General features: G+C 65.9%; 12 protein-coding genes. 8 read left to right on the top strand and 4 right to left on the bottom strand.

Translation table 11 applies throughout. The annotated features are described in order from the left end of the window. Positions 1-91 precede the first annotated feature (91 nt). Positions 92-2,830, bottom strand: coding sequence for a DNA mismatch repair protein MutS (gene mutS, locus XH83_RS34645; protein ID WP_194405036.1), 2,739 nt, complete (start codon positions 2,828-2,830; stop codon positions 92-94). 216 nt (positions 2,831-3,046) lie between these two features. On the opposite strand from mutS, the gene pcaF reads away from it, so the two are divergent. The 6 genes from pcaF to XH83_RS34615 all read left to right on the top strand — a co-directional run bounded on the left by pcaF (position 3,047) and on the right by XH83_RS34615 (position 9,811). Further along, positions 3,047-4,255 (top strand): 3-oxoadipyl-CoA thiolase, encoded by a 1,209-nt coding sequence (gene pcaF, locus XH83_RS34640; RefSeq protein WP_194405035.1) that lies wholly within the window; start codon positions 3,047-3,049, stop codon positions 4,253-4,255. 138 nt (positions 4,256-4,393) lie between these two features. Further along, complete coding sequence (locus XH83_RS34635) at positions 4,394-5,287, top strand: dioxygenase (protein ID WP_194405034.1); 894 nt, start codon at positions 4,394-4,396, stop codon at positions 5,285-5,287. A gap of 128 nt (positions 5,288-5,415) precedes the next feature. Further along, complete coding sequence (pcaH, locus tag XH83_RS34630) at positions 5,416-6,117, top strand: protocatechuate 3,4-dioxygenase subunit beta (protein WP_194405033.1); 702 nt, start codon at positions 5,416-5,418, stop codon at positions 6,115-6,117. After that, positions 6,118-6,720 (top strand): protocatechuate 3,4-dioxygenase subunit alpha, encoded by a 603-nt coding sequence (gene pcaG / locus XH83_RS34625; protein ID WP_194405032.1) that lies wholly within the window; start codon positions 6,118-6,120, stop codon positions 6,718-6,720. Between the two features lie 262 nt (positions 6,721-6,982). Further along, the gene (locus tag XH83_RS34620; RefSeq protein ID WP_194405031.1) at positions 6,983-8,671 is read left to right on the top strand and encodes a methyl-accepting chemotaxis protein; all 1,689 of its coding nucleotides are present in this window, start codon (positions 6,983-6,985) and stop codon (positions 8,669-8,671) included. Between the two features lie 48 nt (positions 8,672-8,719). Continuing rightward, positions 8,720-9,811 (top strand): phosphotransferase, encoded by a 1,092-nt coding sequence (locus XH83_RS34615; protein ID WP_194405030.1) that lies wholly within the window; start codon positions 8,720-8,722, stop codon positions 9,809-9,811. A gap of 167 nt (positions 9,812-9,978) precedes the next feature. Here the strand turns inward: XH83_RS34615 and XH83_RS34610 are convergent, their stop codons facing one another. Genes XH83_RS34610 through XH83_RS34600 form a run of 3 tightly spaced genes read right to left on the bottom strand, consistent with a single transcriptional unit; the run spans position 9,979 to position 13,194 of the window. Further along, entirely contained in the window at positions 9,979-11,535 is a 1,557-nt protein-coding gene (locus tag XH83_RS34610; protein ID WP_194405029.1) for an MDR family MFS transporter, read from the bottom strand. Positions 11,536-11,549: 14 nt separating this feature from the next. Then, positions 11,550-12,719 (bottom strand): HlyD family secretion protein, encoded by a 1,170-nt coding sequence (locus XH83_RS34605; RefSeq protein ID WP_194405028.1) that lies wholly within the window; start codon positions 12,717-12,719, stop codon positions 11,550-11,552. Continuing rightward, on the bottom strand, positions 12,712-13,194 hold the full coding sequence (locus XH83_RS34600) for a MarR family winged helix-turn-helix transcriptional regulator (protein WP_194405027.1): 483 nt from the start codon (positions 13,192-13,194) through the stop codon (positions 12,712-12,714). The genes XH83_RS34605 and XH83_RS34600 overlap by 8 nt, the downstream gene beginning before the upstream one ends. Before the next feature lie 157 nt (positions 13,195-13,351). On the opposite strand from XH83_RS34600, the gene XH83_RS34595 reads away from it, so the two are divergent. Next, entirely contained in the window at positions 13,352-13,846 is a 495-nt protein-coding gene (locus XH83_RS34595; RefSeq protein ID WP_194405026.1) for a Fur family transcriptional regulator, read from the top strand. Between the two features lie 36 nt (positions 13,847-13,882). Further along, positions 13,883-14,836, top strand: coding sequence for a DMT family transporter (locus tag XH83_RS34590; protein WP_194405025.1), 954 nt, complete (start codon positions 13,883-13,885; stop codon positions 14,834-14,836). Positions 14,837-14,845 lie beyond the last annotated feature (9 nt).

Here is a 14,845-nt window from a genome sequence, read left to right as displayed (position 1 = left end):
AATTGCGCACCTAAGAAACTCGAGATTCCCCGGTGCGCAATTGCGCACCTGGGGTCTGGTCCTTCGGACCATCCCGGAATGACCGTTCCCTTCACTGCTTCGGCAGCCTGGCCTTCAGCGCATAGAGCGCATCGAGCGCCTCGCGCGGCGACATCTCGTCCGGGTGCAGCGCCTTCACCGCTTCCATCAGCAGCTCGGCCTCGCTCGGCGGCGCGGCTTCCGCCGCGGCGCGCGAGGGCACGGCGAACAGCGGCAGATCGTCCACCAGCGCGCGTGCGGTCTGGCCGCGGTCCTGCGCCTCCAGCTTGGAGAGCACGGATTTCGCGCGCGTGATCACCGCGGGCGGCAGGCCGGCGAGTTTTGCCACCTGGATGCCGTAGGAGCGGTCGGCCGAGCCCGGCAGCACCTCGTGCAGGAACACGACATTGCCCTGCCACTCCTTCACCCGCACGGTGGCGTTGAACATCCGCGGCAGCTTGGCCGAGAGCGCGGTCAGCTCGTGATAATGCGTCGCGAACAGCGTGCGGCATCGGTTGCTCTCGTGCAGATGCTCGATCGCGGCCCAGGCGATCGAGAGGCCGTCGAACGTCGCGGTGCCGCGACCGATCTCGTCGAGGATCACGAGCGAACGCTCGCCGGCCTGGTTCAGGATCGCCGCGGTCTCGACCATCTCCACCATGAAGGTGGAGCGGCCGCGCGCGAGATCGTCGGCGGCGCCGACGCGCGAGAACAGGCGGTCGATGATGCCGATCCGCGCGCGCGCCGCCGGCACGAAGCTGCCGATTTGAGCAAGAAGGGCAATGAGCGCATTCTGGCGCAAGAACGTCGATTTGCCGGCCATGTTGGGACCGGTGAGCAGCCAGAGCTGGCCGGACTTCTGGCCAGGCGCCGGTGACAGATCGCACGCATTGGCGATGAACGGCTCGCCATTGCGTTTCAGGGCTTGCTCGACCACGGGGTGGCGGCCGGCTTCGATCGCAAAGCCGAGGGAGTCGTCGACGTCGGGTCGCACATAGTGATCGTCGACCGCGAGTTTGGCGAGCGACGTTGCGACGTCGAGCAAGGCGAACGCATGGGCGGCGGCGCGCAGATCGTCGCTGATCGCCATGGCCTTCGCGGACAGGCGCTCGAAAATCTCGAGCTCCAGTCCAAGGGCACGATCGCCGGCATTGGCGATCTTGGCCTCGATCTCCCCTAGTTCCGACGTGGTGAAGCGCACCTGCCCCGCCAGCGTCTGGCGGTGGATGAAGGTCGCGTTCAGCGGCGCCGACATCAGCTTGTCGCCGTGCTGTGCGGTGACCTCGACGAAATAGCCGAGCACGTTGTTGTGGCGAATCTTGAGGCCTTTGACGGCGGTCGCGTCGGCGTAGCGGGCCTGCATCGAGGCCACCACCAGGCGCGAGGCGTCGCGCAGGTTTCGTGCCTCGTCGAGGGCGGGCTCATAGCCCTGTCGGACGAAGCCGCCGTCGCGCTTGATCAGCGGTAGCTGCTCGTCGAGCGCGCTGGCAAATTCGGCCGCCAGATCGCGCGACGGTCTTTGCAGCGCCGCCATCACCGCGGCGATCTCCTGCGGCGGCTGGTCGAGCTCACCGAGCCGCGCCAGCACCTGGTCCGCGGCGATGATGCCGTCGCGGATGCCGGCGAGATCGCGCGGTCCGCCGCGGCCGACCGAGAGACGGGCCAGCGATCGCGACATGTCGGGCGCGCCGCGCAAGATGCTGCGGATGTCTTCGCGCGCCGCCGGGTCTGTAACGAAGGCGCTGACCGCATCCAACCGCCGCGCGATCGCGGGCGCGTCGGTCAGCGGTGCCGCCAGCCGCTGCGCCAGCAGGCGCGAGCCGGCCGAGGTCACGGTGCAGTCGATCGCGTCGAGCAGCGAGCCGCGGCGTTCGCCGGCAAGCGTCCGCGTCAGCTCGAGATTGGCGCGGGTGGCGGGATCGATCGCCATGGTCGCGCCCGACGCTTCACGCGCGGGCGGCGACAGCGGCGGATGCTTGCCGACCTGGGTGCGGTCGACATAGGTGACGGCTGCTGCTGCCGCCGTGGCTTCGAGCCGCGTCAGTTGCGCCAACCCGTCCATGGTCGCGACCGCAAAATAATCGCACAGGCGCTTCTCGGCGGTGGCGCCGTCGAAGACGTCGCGGGTCAGCGGCGTCACGGCCGGCAATTCGCGCAGGGTCTGTCCGAGCTCGCTGTCGTTATAGAGTGCGTCGGTGACGATCGCCTCGTTCGGATTGATGCGCGCCAGCGTCGCGGCGAGCTCGCCGCCCGAACATTCCGTGACCATGAATTCGGCGGTCGAGATGTCGATCCAGGCAAGGCCGAAGCGATCGCCGCCGCCGGAGGCGCGGGCGCGAGCGATCGCGAGCAGGTAATTGTTGGCACGCGCGTCGAGCAGATTGTCCTCGGTCAACGTGCCCGGCGTGACCAGCCGGACCACGCCGCGGCGAACCACGCTCTTGTTGCCGCGCGCTTTCGCAGCGGCGGGATCCTCGGTCTGCTCGCAGACCGCGACGCGGTGGCCGGCCGAGATCAGGCGGTGCAGATAATCCTCGGAGCGCTCGACCGGCACGCCGCACATCGGGATGTCGGCGCCCTGGTGCTTGCCGCGCTTGGTCAAGACGATGCCGAGCGTCCGGGAGGCGATCTCGGCGTCTTCGAAGAACAATTCGTAGAAATCGCCCATCCGGTAGAACAGCAAGAGGCCCTGGTGCGCCGCCTTGATCTCCAGGTACTGTTCCATCATCGGCGTGACGCGCGCGGCGGCTTCCACCGGCGCTGCGGGCGCTTCGTCGGCGGGCGGGAGGGGTATCGGCTGTTGCACTGTCATGGGCGGCGCAACCTACAAAATTTCGGCACCTGCTCCTATCGCTTTGGCCGCTAGGAGCGGGTTTTCCACGTTGTCCGCATTGCGGCATGCGTGGCCGGCGTGCAGCCCCCTCGGAACACGCGTGTATCAGTCAATTGACCTGCCGGGGGCACCCTCCTAAAACTCCGCCGACATTGAAGAAATTGGGCCGAACCGCGGCATTCAGGGAGAACAACGATGCGTGACGTCTTTATTTGCGATGCCGTGCGGACCCCGATCGGCCGCTTCGGCGGCTCGCTCGCCAAGGTGCGCGCCGACGATCTCGCCGCCGCCCCGATCAAGGCGCTGATGGCCAAGCATCCCAATCTCGACTGGGCGCAGGTGGACGAAGTCTTCTTCGGCTGCGCCAACCAGGCCGGCGAGGACAACCGCAACGTCGCGCGCATGGCGCTGCTGCTCGCGGGTCTGCCGGATTCGGTTCCCGGCCAGACCCTGAACCGCCTCTGTGCCTCCGGCCTCGATGCGGTCGGCGCCGCGGGCCGCGCCATCCGCTCCGGCGAGATCGAGTTCGCCATTGCCGGCGGCGTCGAGTCGATGACCCGCGCACCCTTCGTGATGGGCAAGGCGCAGGAGGCCTTCTCGCGCTCGGCCGAGATCTTCGACACCACGATCGGCTGGCGCTTCATCAATCCGCTGCTGAAGGCGCAGTACGGCGTCGATGCCATGCCGGAGACCGGCGAGAACGTCGCCGAGGAATTCCAGGTTTCGCGCGCCGACCAGGACGCCTTCGCCATCCGCTCGCAGCAGCGCGCCGGCAAGGCGATCGCGGCGGGTTATTTCGCGGAGGAAATCACGCCCATCACGATTCCTGGCGGCAAAGCCGGTCCTGTTACGGTCGACAAGGACGAGCATCCGCGTCCCGAGACCACGCTGGAAGGTCTGGCAAAACTGAAGCCGATCGTGCGCAATCCCGGCACGGTGACCGCCGGCAATGCCTCGGGCGTCAATGACGGCGCTGCTGCGATGATCCTGGCCTCAGAGGCTGCGGTGAAGAAGCACGGCCTGACGCCGCGCGCGCGCATCCTCGGCCTGGCCTCGGCCGGCGTGCCGCCGCGCATCATGGGCATCGGCCCGGTGCCCGCGACCCGCAAGCTGATGGAGCGCCTCGGCAAGAAGATCAGCGATTTCGACCTGATCGAGCTCAACGAAGCGTTCGCCTCGCAAGGCATCGCCTGCATGCGCCAGCTCGGCGTCGCCGATGACGCCGATTTCGTCAATCCGCATGGCGGCGCCATCGCGCTCGGCCACCCCCTCGGCATGAGCGGCGCGCGCCTCGCGCTCACCGCGGTGCACGGCATGGAAAAGCGCGGCGGCAGGCTGGCGCTCGCCACCATGTGCGTCGGCGTCGGCCAGGGCGTCGCGGTCGCGATCGAGAAGCTGAACTGACCGAACGCTTTGCGTTCGGTCATCCCGGAGCCGCCCGATGAGGCGGAGTCCGGGATCTCGAGATTCCCCGGTGCGCAATTGCGCACCTGGGGTTTGGTCCTTCGGACCACCCCGGAATGGCTGGGAGAGATTGGCGCCATGATCATCGAGCGCGAGCAGGACGTCACGGCTGCTGCACTGGCGGTGATGGAGCGGACCTCCGATCCGCGTATGCGCCAGATCATGCTCTCTCTGGTCAAGCATCTGCATGCCTTCGTCCGCGACGTCCGCCTGACCGAGAAGGAGTTTCGCGACGCCACGGCCGTTATCGCCGAGCTCGGCAAGCTCTCGACCGACACGCACAATGAAGTCGTGCTGATGGCAGGCTCGCTCGGCGTTTCATCCCTGGTGTGCCTGCTCAACAATGGCGATCAGGGCAACACGGAAACCGATCAATCGCTGCTCGGGCCGTTCTGGCGGCTGAACTCGCCGCGGGTCGAGAACGGCGGATCGATCGTGCGCTCCGAGACCCCCGGCGCGCGGCTGTTCGTGAACGGCCGTGTCGTCGACAAGGACGGCCGTCCCCTTGCCGGTGCCGAGGTCGATGTCTGGCACGCCTCGCCCGTCGGCCTCTACGAGAACCAGGATCCTGAGCAGGCCGACATGAACCTGCGCGGCAAGTTCACGACCGACCAGGACGGGCGCTTCTCCTTCCGCTCGGTGATGATGGTCGGCTATCCCATCCCGACCAATGGCGTGGTCGGCGGCTTGCTGGCCGCGCAGGGCCGGCATCCCTATCGACCCGCGCATCTGCACGCCCTGATCTTCAAGCCCGGATTCAAGACGCTGATCTCGCAGGTCTACGACCCCGCCGACCCGCATATCGACAGTGACGTGCAGTTCGGCGTGACGCGGGCCCTGATCGGCAAGTTCCAGCGCCATGAATCGCCGCATCCGGCAGTGCCTGATGTCGCCGCGCCCTGGTATTCGCTCGACCACACCTATCGGCTCGAAGCCGGCGAGGCCACGCTGCCGCGGCCGCCGATCAAATAGGGCACCCCAGGCCAAATCCGGCGCGCGGGCGGGCCGCGAAACCGGCTTCCCCAAATTAGTTATGTCATATAATGATTGGCGGAAGTGTTGACCGGCCGGACCGAGAATGGCCGGGGAGGAGTCCGCCAATGACATTCATCTATCCGACCGACAGCAACAAGGCGCATCCGCTGCCGCTGTCGCCCGACTACAAGAGCTCGATCAAGCGCGCGCCGAACAAGCCCTTGATCCCGATGCGTCATACGCTGTCGGAGCTGACCGGACCGGTCTACGGCCATGAGACCGTGCGCGAGGGCGACAGTGATCTGACTACGCAGCATGCCGGTGAGCCGATCGGCGAGCGCATCATCGTTCACGGCCATGTGCGCGACGAGGACGGCCGCGGGGTACCGAGCTCATTGGTCGAGATCTGGCAGGCCAATTCCTGCGGGCGTTACGTCCATGTCCGCGACCAGCATCCGGCGCCGCTCGATCCGAATTTCACCGGCGCGGGCCGCACGGTGAGCGACGCCTCCGGCTATTATCGTTTCGTGACGATCAAGCCCGGCGCCTATCCCTGGGGCAATCACCACAATGCCTGGCGTCCCGCGCACATCCATCTGTCGGTGTTCGGCCATTCCTTCGTCACGCGCCTGGTGACGCAGATGTACTTCCCGGCCGATCCGCTGTTTCCGTTCGACCCGATCTTCAACTCGGTGCCGGACGAGAAGGCGCGGGCGCGCATGGTCTCGTCCTTCGACCTCGAGAATACCCAGCCCGAATGGGCGCTGTGCTACCGCTTTGACATCGTGCTGCGCGGCAAGAACGCCACCCCCATGGAGAACCATTAAGTGCAAGAGTCTGGGAAGCCTGATGGGATCACGCCATCGCAGACCGTCGGCCCGTTCTTCAAATACGGCCTGACGCCGACCGGCGAGTACGCCTGGAACGACGCGTTCATCAACTCGACGCTGACCCCCGACGTCACGGGCGATCGCATTCGTATCGAAGGCCGGGTGTTCGACGGCGATGGCGTCGCTGTGCCGGATTGCATGCTGGAGATCTGGCAGGCGGACGCGCAGGGCCGCTTTGCCGATCCGCAGGACAAGCGTGCGCTGCCGAATGCGAGCTTCCGCGGCTTTGCCCGTTGCGGCACCGACAAGGACGGCAATTACGCATTCGAGACCGTCAAGCCGGGCGCGGTGCCGAATCCCGACGGCAAGCCGCAGGCGCCGCACATTCTGCTTGCGGTGTTCGGTCGCGGCATGCTGCGGCATCTCTACACCCGCATCTATTTCAGCGACGAGGCCGGCAATGCCGCCGATCCCGTGCTGGCGCTGGTGCCCGCCGATCGGCGCGCCACGATCACCGCCGTGCGGGAGGCCGGCAAGCCCGTGTATCGGCTCGATCTGCGGCTGCAGGGCGACAACGAGACGGTGTTCTTCGACGTGTGAAGGCTTGGCGTGCCGCGGAGGGGCGCTCCTCGGCACGCAGGTCTCATTGAGCGCATCGAAGCCGACCTCGGGTCGCGCCGTGCCGGAACGACTGTCTTTTGGATCTGTGCGTCAGCTCTACTGACTCAAATACCGATAGCTTGACGCCAAATTCCCGTACTTATGCGGGGATCGCGCGATGCAATTCCCGCGCGAAGCAATCCCGTATTTACCGTATCCGGTTAGGGTGGCTGCAGTTTGGACGCCGCCCCGGATTGTTTTCATGAAATTTCGTCTGTCGTTGTCCTCTGCGATCATTGCGTTTGGGATCGTTCTCGCCATCGGCTTCGCCGCCGTGGTCTCGACCAGTCTGTACGCCCTGAAAGAGCTCAAGGTCGGCGGTCCGCTCTACTCGGACATCAAGCTGGGCAACGACCTCATCGCGGACATTCTGCCGCCGCCGGAATATGTCATCGAGGCCTATCTCGAGGCGACCCTCGCCATGCGCGAGCCGGATCAGCTGGCGGCCCACGGCGAACGCCTGGTTCAGCTCCGCAAGGACTATGACGAGCGCAAGGCATTCTGGGTCTCCTCCAGCCTATCGGCCGACCTGAAGACGGCGCTGGTGTCGAAATCCGACGCCGAAGTGCAGAAATTCTGGAAGGCGTCCGACCAGCTCCTGCCGGCGCTCAAGGCCAAGGACGCAGCTGCGTCCGAGCGCATCTACGCGCAGCTCAAGGATGCCTACACCGCACATCGCGCCGTCATCGACAGCATCGTCGAGAGCGCCAACAAGCAGAATTCCGCCATGGAAACGCTGGCCGCGGGGCGCGACAGCTCGATGCTTTGGATCCTCCTCGGAGTCTCCGCCGCCGTCCTCGCTTTCGTTGCCGCGGGCCTGCTCGGCGTCGCCGTCGGCGTGGTGCGCCCGATCGTGCGCATGACGGAGACGATGCAGAAGCTCGCGACCGGCGATCTCACCGCCGACATTCCGTTCGCCCACCGCCAGGACGAGGTCGGCTCGATGGCGGGTGCGCTTCTGGTGTTCAAGCAGGCGGCGGGCGAGAATTCCCGCCTGCGCGAGGAACAATTGCGCCAGGAACAGGAGGCGGCGCTCGCCAAGCGCGGCGCCCTGCATCAGATGGCGGAGACCGTCGAGCGCGAGACCGGCCGTTCGGTCGACACCGCGAGCGCGGCGAGCCATGGCGTGGAGCGGGCTGCGTCCAGCCTGTCAGAGATCGCAAGTTCGCTCTCCGCGCAGTCGCAGGCCGTCGCGGCGGCCTCCACCCAGGCCCTCGGCAGCTCGCAGACCGTCTCGGCCGCGGCCGAAGAGCTCAGCGCCTCGATCCGCGAGATCGCAAGCCAGGTCGCGCGGACCAGCACGGTGACGAAATCGGCGGTCGCCGGCCGCGAGCAGGCGCGCTCGACCATCCAGGCGCTGGCCGGATCGGTGAAGAAGATCGCCGAGGTCTCCGACCTGATCGGCGGCATCGCGGGCCAGACCAACCTCCTGGCACTCAACGCGACGATCGAGGCGGCGCGCGCCGGCGAGGCCGGTCGTGGCTTCGCCGTGGTCGCCGCCGAGGTGAAGTCCCTGTCGGACCAGACCGCCAAATCCACCGAGGAGATCGCGCGGCTGATTGCCGAGATCCAGGCCTCGACGCAGGCCGCGGTCGATGCCGTCGAGACGATGGGAGGGCACATCGTCGAGATCGACGGCGTCGCCACCTCTGTTGCCGCCGCGATGGAAGAGCAGGACGCCGCGACGCGGGAGATCACGCGCTCGATTTCCGAATCGGCGTCGGCCGCCAAGGAGGTCTCGGCCAAGATCGGAAATGTCAGCCGCGACGCCGCTTCCGTGAACGAGCGCGCCGAGGAGGTCAGGCGGGCGATCGCCGGCATGGCGGCCAATCTCGAACAGCTCCGGTCGGTCGTGGTCAGGACCGTGCGCGAATCGACCGCCGCGGCTTGAGCCGGGCGCGATGCCTGCCGCTGGTGCCGGCGGTTGTGATCGTGCAGTATGGAGCGGCACGGGGGCATCGTGGTTATGACACCTCCACAATTGCCTGACATCATTGAGCCGGCTCGGCTGACGGCCGCGCTACGCCGGGGCGGCGTGCTGGATGCCGGCGCGGTGCGCGAGGTAAAGGTGCTGCACCAGCGCGACACCGTCGTGTCCCATATCGTCCGGCTTGGCCTGCGCTATGTCGGCGAATCCACGGGTGCCCCGCAATCGCTGATCCTGAAGACCGCGAATTCCGCGTTCGCCGAGAAGCTTGCCAATGGCGGCCGGCGCGAGGTGGAGTACTACACGCAGCTGGTGCCGAATATGCCGCCGGGACTCGTGCCACTCTGCTTCGACGGACATTTCGACGAGGACAGTCTCGCCTGGCATCTTCTGCTCGAGGACCTCACCGACAGCCACGACGTCGCGGCGGCCTGGCCGCTGCCGCCATCGCGCGAGCAGACGATCGCCATCATCACCACGCTCGCACGTTGGCATGCAGCCTGGTGGGACCATCCGGGCCTCGGCGACACCGTCGGCACCTTCGCGAGCCCCGAGGACAGTGCGGAGCGCATCGAGACCTTCGCGGGCCATTACGACCGCTTTGCAGATTCTCTCGGTGACCGCCTCAGTGAGGAACGGCGTATCCTCTATCGCCGCCTGATCGATCAGTCGGACCGGCTGTCCCAGCGCTACCACTCGCGCCGTCACCTCAGCATCACCCATGGCGATGCCCATGTCTGGAATTTCCTGCTGCCGCGCTCAGGCGTTGCCGATACCGCGCGCATCTTCGATTTCGACCTGTGGAGCATCAACGTTCCAAGCCACGACCTCGCCTATATGATGGCGATGCATTGGTATCCGGAGCGCCGGCAAGCGCTGGAACGCGCGCTGCTCAACCTCTATCACGACACGCTGATCGACAGCGGCATCACGGGCTACACGCGCGGCGCGCTCGATCGCGACTACCGCTGGGCGGTGCTCTGGCAGATCACGCGGCCGGTCTGGCAGTGGAGCTTCAACATCCCGCCGGTGATCTGGTGGAATAATCTGGAGCGGATATTCGCGGCGGTGGATGATCTGGGCTGCGAGGAGTTGCTAGGGTGATCTCTCGTGCCCCGGACGCAGCGCAGCACTCCCGGCGATGCGAAGCATCGTCCGGTGTGATGCGCTGCTGAGCCGGGCCCAGATCCGACAGCAGAATGGTCCCGGTTCTGCGGCGCATCGCTCCGCGCTGTACCGCGCCCGGGACACGAGATCGCGTGAAACTGTGCCTACTCTATCACCGCATGTTCCGGCCCGGCCGCCTGCTTGCGCAGCGTGGCCTTGGTCGATCCGATCAGCAGAGCGAGCGGGATGGTGCAGAGGATGAAAAGCATCACCAGCTGGTAGTCATGCGCGAAGGCGATGATCTGCGCCTGCACGCTGACCATCCGGTCCGCCATGGCGCGGCCGGCGTCGGTGGACAGATTGATCAGGCCACGGACGTCGGGCATCTGCAGCGCGTGGTTGAACGGGTTGATGTGCTCCGACAGGATTGCGTAGGTCCGCCGCGTTCCCTGCGTCAGCTGCGCGATGACGACGGAGATGCCGACCGAGCTCGCGACGTTGCGCATCAGGGTCAGCATCGCGGTGCCGTCGGTGCGCAGCTCGTTCGAGAGCGTCAGGAACGCCACGGTCGAGAGCGGCACGAAGACGAGGCCGAAGCCAAAACCCTGGATGACGCTGACGGTGACGATCTCCGGCACCTGGGTCAGGTCGGTCCAGCCCGTCATCTGGTACAGCGAGCCCGCGGTCAGCGTCAGGCCGGAGATGATCAGCGTGCGCGCCTCGAAATAGCGCATCATGCGGCCGACCAGCATCATGGCGAAGAAGGTGCCGAAGCCGCGGCTCGCCAGCAAGAGGCCGGCGGTGATGATGGGATAGCCGATCACGTTCTGCATGTAGGGCGAGGCCAGCGCCATGGTCGAGAACAGCACGAGCCCCATCACGACCATGAACATGCAGCCGGTGACGAAGTTGCGATCCCGGAACAGCGCGAAGCGGATGAACGGTGTCGAGGTCGTGAAGGAGTGCGCCAGGAAGAAGTAGAAGGCGACGGCCGAGACGATGAACTCCGCGAGGATCTCATTGGATTCCAGCCAGCCTAATTGCTCGCCGCGGTCGAGCGCGAGCTGCAGCGCGCCGATCGCAACCGCCAGCGCGGCGAAGCCGAACCAGTCGAATCTGAGGCTGAAATCCTTCCGGGTCTCGTCCATGAACACGATCAGGCCGAGCACCGTGATGAAGCCGAACGGCAAATTGACGAAGAACACCCAGTGCCAGGAATAGGTCTCGGTCAGCCAGGCGCCGAGCGAGGGGCCCATGATCGGACCCATCATCACGCCCATGCCCCAGATCGACATCGCCTTGGCGCGCTCCTGAAGCGTGTAATAGTCGAGCATCACCGATTGCGACAGCGGCACCAGCGCCGCGCCGAACACGCCCTGCAGCAGGCGGAACAGCACCATCTGGTTGATGTCCTGCGCGAGGCCGCACAGCACCGAGGCCATGGTAAAGCCGGCCGAGCAGATGATGAAGATGCGCTTGCGGCCGAAGCGGTTGGCGATCCAGCCCACCGGCGCCGTCATGATCGCGGCGGCGACGATGTAGGAGGTCAGCACCCAGTTGATCTGGTCCTGCGAGGCCGACAGCGTGCCCTGCATGTAGGGCAGGGCGACGTTGGCGATGGTGGTGTCCAGCGCCTGCATGATGGTCGCGGTCATGGCGCAGATCGTCACCATGTTCCGGCGCAGGCCGGGGACCATCAGATGGGCATTGGGACCGGACATCCGATCAGTCCTTGTCAGTCTTTATCTTGATCTTGGCTCGCGGTCGCCGACAGGCCGAGCAGGCCCGCGAGCGAGCGCTGATGGCCGGTGTCGATGGTGGCGTACACGCTCATGCCGGCCTTCAGCTTCCGCACGTATTTGTCGGTCTCGTCGAAATAGATGCGGATCGGCACGCGCTGGACGACCTTGACGAAATTGCCGGTGGCGTTCTGCGGCGGCAGGATCGCGAATTGCGCGCCGGTGCCGGGCGAGAGCGAGCCGATCTTGCCCTTGAAGACATGGTTCGGGAACGCGTCGACCTCGAGCGTGACGGGCTGTCCCTCGGTGACGTGCGTGAGGTCGCTCTCCTTCGGATTGGCGTCGACCCAGGGATGGGCGACGTCGATGATCGAGAAGACGGGCGTGCCCGCGGTGACGAAACGGCCGAGCTGAATCTGCTCGACCTGCGTCGCCACGCCGTCCATCGGCGCGCGCAGCACGGTGTGGTCGAGATTGCGCTGGGCATCGTCCAGCTTGGCTTTCGCCTGAGCGTAGGGCGGGAATTGCTCCAGCGGCAATTCCGCGTCGCCGAGCAGCTGCGTCTTGGCGTTGGAGAGTTGCTGCTTGATGTATTGCGCCTGCGCGCCGGCGGTCACCAGCGCATTCGAGGCGTTGTCGAGATCGAGCTGCGAGCCGTAATTGTTCTTCACCAGCGCCTGCTTGCGCTCGACATCGCGCTTCTTCAGATCCATGCCCTGCTGGGCGAGATCCAGCATGTCGCCATAGATCTTGATGTTGGCGACGAGGTTGTCATAGGTCGTGCGCGCTTGGGCGAGCTGCGCCTTGGCTTCGTCCACCGCGTGGCGAAACGGAACGGGGTCGATCTCGAACAGCTCGTCGCCGTGCTTGACCGACTGGCCTTCCTTCACGACCACCTTCAGGATCTTGCCGGAGATATCGGGCGTCACCAGCACCTTCTGGGCGCCGACATAGGCGTCATCGGTGCCGACATAGCGGCCGCCATGCAGGTAGAAGGTGAGGCCGCCGATGGCGGCGGCTACAGGCAGCACGACCAGCAGCAGGAAGCGGCGATAGCGGCGCAGGCCTGCGACCAGGCGGCGGCGCGGATCGGTGCCGGCCTTCTTGGTCGGCTTGCCGCTGTCGGTCTTCTGTTCGGGCTGGAATTTGAGGACCTGGTCAGCCATAGCGCTGCTCCTTACGTGCTTGCTCCGCGCCCGACGTCTGGATCGCGTTGCGCACGTTTTCCTTGATGGTTTCGAGCTGGGTCAGGAGACGGTGGGCGTCGGCCGGGCTGATGCCGTCGAGCGCGTTCGCGGTGAGCTCCGACTTCAGGCCGCTCATCCGGCCGAGCAGCTGCCGGCCGGCCTTCTTGAGGTGCAGGCGCTTGACGCGCCGGTCCGAGGCATCGTTGCGCCGCTCGATCCAGTCATTGTCGCAGAGCTTGTCGATCAGGCGGGTCAGCGTGATCGGCTGCATCTCGAGCAGCTCGGCGAGCTCCGACTGCTTCATGCCTTCGCTGCGCTCGACCTTGGCCAGCACGGCCCATTGCGCGCGCGTGATGCCGAAGCGCGAGGCTTCCTTGTCGGCATAGACGCGCAACAGGCGGTAGAGCTCACCTAGCGTAAACAGGAAATTCTGGTCCACGGACCCGCGGCTCATGAGCTTGGTCTCCAATAAGCTTGGAATATAATAAGCAAGCTTATGATTGTTGCACGGTGGCTTACCGGGTGGCTGTCCCGCCATGAGAGCATGGCTGACAGCCGCCGCGCCCGTCGCGCTTTGGGTTCCATCGGCGAAATGCTAGAAGCTGTGTCGCATGACCCCCGCGAAGACGGCCTTTCCCGCGCCAGACCACGATCACGGCCGCTGCACCGCGGATGCGCTGGCGCATGCCGAGGAGGTCTGCGAGCAGCGCGCGCAGAAATTCACGCCGATCCGGCGCCAGGTGCTGGGCGCCTTGCTCTCCAGCCACCGTCCGCTCGGCGCCTATGAGGTGATCGACGAATTGGCCAAGTCGATGCCGCGGCCGGCGCCGATCACGGTCTACCGGGCGCTCGATTTCCTGATGGCCAACGGCCTCGTGCACCGCATCGAAAGCCGCAACGCCTACCTCGCCTGCGCCGCGCACGACCATGACGCGACCTCGGCGGTGGCGTTCCTGATCTGCGAGCGCTGCGGCCTGGTCGGCGAGATTCCCTCGGCGTCCTTCGCCGGCGATCTCAATGCCGCGGCGCGCAGCTCGGGCTTTGCTCCCAAATTGTCCGTGGTGGAGATCACGGGCGTCTGCACCCATTGTCAGAAAGCTGCTTGAAGCAACAACGGCGCAAAGCCGGATTTCCAGGAAGACATGTCCGCAACCCAAGCCAACCTATCCGCTGCACGCCCCCTCAGTGCCGGCGCCATTGCCCTGATGCTCATGCTGTGCCTGACCTGGGGGTTCAACCAGATCGCGGTGAAGCTGGTGCTGCCGGACATCCCGCCGATGCTCCAGGCCACGATCCGCTCGGCGGGCGCGCTGCCGGTGCTGTTCATCATCGGCACGCTTCGCGGCGTCAAATTCTTCGAGAACGACCGCACGTGGAAGCCGGGCCTGGTCGCCGGGCTGATGTTCGGCATCGAATTCGTGCTGATCTTCCAGGGCCTGCGCCTCACCTCGGCCTCGCGCGCGGTGGTGTTCCTCTACACCGCGCCGTTCTTCGTCGCGCTCGGCTCCTATCAGGTGCTCGGCGAGCGGCTCGGCGCCTCGCAATGGCTGGGCCTTGCCATCAGCTTTGCCGGCGTCGCGCTCGCAATCGGCGTGCCGCAGCCCAATGTCGATTCACATGTGCTGCTGGGCGACCTCATGATCGTCGGTGGTGCCGCGCTGTGGGCGGCGACGACGCTGGTGGCCAAGGGCACGCGGTTGCGGTTCGCTGCGCCGGAGAAGGCGCTGGGCTATCAGGTCGCCACCTCGATCCCCATCCTGGGGCTGGCGGCCTGGCTGTTCGGCGAGACCATCACCCACACCCCGGCGCCGCTCTCGCTCGGCCTGATGGCGTTCCAGGCGATCTGGGTGGTTGGAACCACGTTCACGCTTTGGTTCGCTCTGGTGAAGGCCTATTCGGCCAGCAAATTGTCGGCTTTTACCTTCATCACCCCTTTGTTTGGCGTGGTGGGTAGCTATTTCATCATGCACGACACCCTAAGCTTGGCGTTCGGGGCGGCTGCTGTCCTTGTAATTGCTGGGCTTTTTCTGGTTAACCGTCCGAGCCAAACGGCTGCGGCGCCAGCTGATGCATTGCTGAACGTCACCAAAACCTGATATTTGGAC

Source organism: Bradyrhizobium sp. CCBAU 53351, assembly GCF_015291745.1.
GTDB lineage: Bacteria > Pseudomonadota > Alphaproteobacteria > Rhizobiales > Xanthobacteraceae > Bradyrhizobium.
This window is presented reverse-complemented; position numbering and strand designations above follow the sequence as displayed.

Coding starts and splice junctions, on each gene's coding strand:
- XH83_RS34600 (WP_194405027.1), bottom strand. CDS start 13,194: ATGAGCCGCGGGTCCGTGGACCAGAATTTCCTGTTTACGCTAGGTGAG.
- mutS (WP_194405036.1), bottom strand. CDS start 2,830: ATGACAGTGCAACAGCCGATACCCCTCCCGCCCGCCGACGAAGCGCCC.
- XH83_RS34635 (WP_194405034.1), top strand. CDS start 4,394: ATGATCATCGAGCGCGAGCAGGACGTCACGGCTGCTGCACTGGCGGTG.
- XH83_RS34590 (WP_194405025.1), top strand. CDS start 13,883: ATGTCCGCAACCCAAGCCAACCTATCCGCTGCACGCCCCCTCAGTGCC.
- XH83_RS34615 (WP_194405030.1), top strand. CDS start 8,720: ATGGAGCGGCACGGGGGCATCGTGGTTATGACACCTCCACAATTGCCT.
- XH83_RS34605 (WP_194405028.1), bottom strand. CDS start 12,719: ATGGCTGACCAGGTCCTCAAATTCCAGCCCGAACAGAAGACCGACAGC.
- XH83_RS34595 (WP_194405026.1), top strand. CDS start 13,352: ATGACCCCCGCGAAGACGGCCTTTCCCGCGCCAGACCACGATCACGGC.
- pcaH (WP_194405033.1), top strand. CDS start 5,416: ATGACATTCATCTATCCGACCGACAGCAACAAGGCGCATCCGCTGCCG.
- XH83_RS34610 (WP_194405029.1), bottom strand. CDS start 11,535: ATGTCCGGTCCCAATGCCCATCTGATGGTCCCCGGCCTGCGCCGGAAC.
- pcaF (WP_194405035.1), top strand. CDS start 3,047: ATGCGTGACGTCTTTATTTGCGATGCCGTGCGGACCCCGATCGGCCGC.
- XH83_RS34620 (WP_194405031.1), top strand. CDS start 6,983: ATGAAATTTCGTCTGTCGTTGTCCTCTGCGATCATTGCGTTTGGGATC.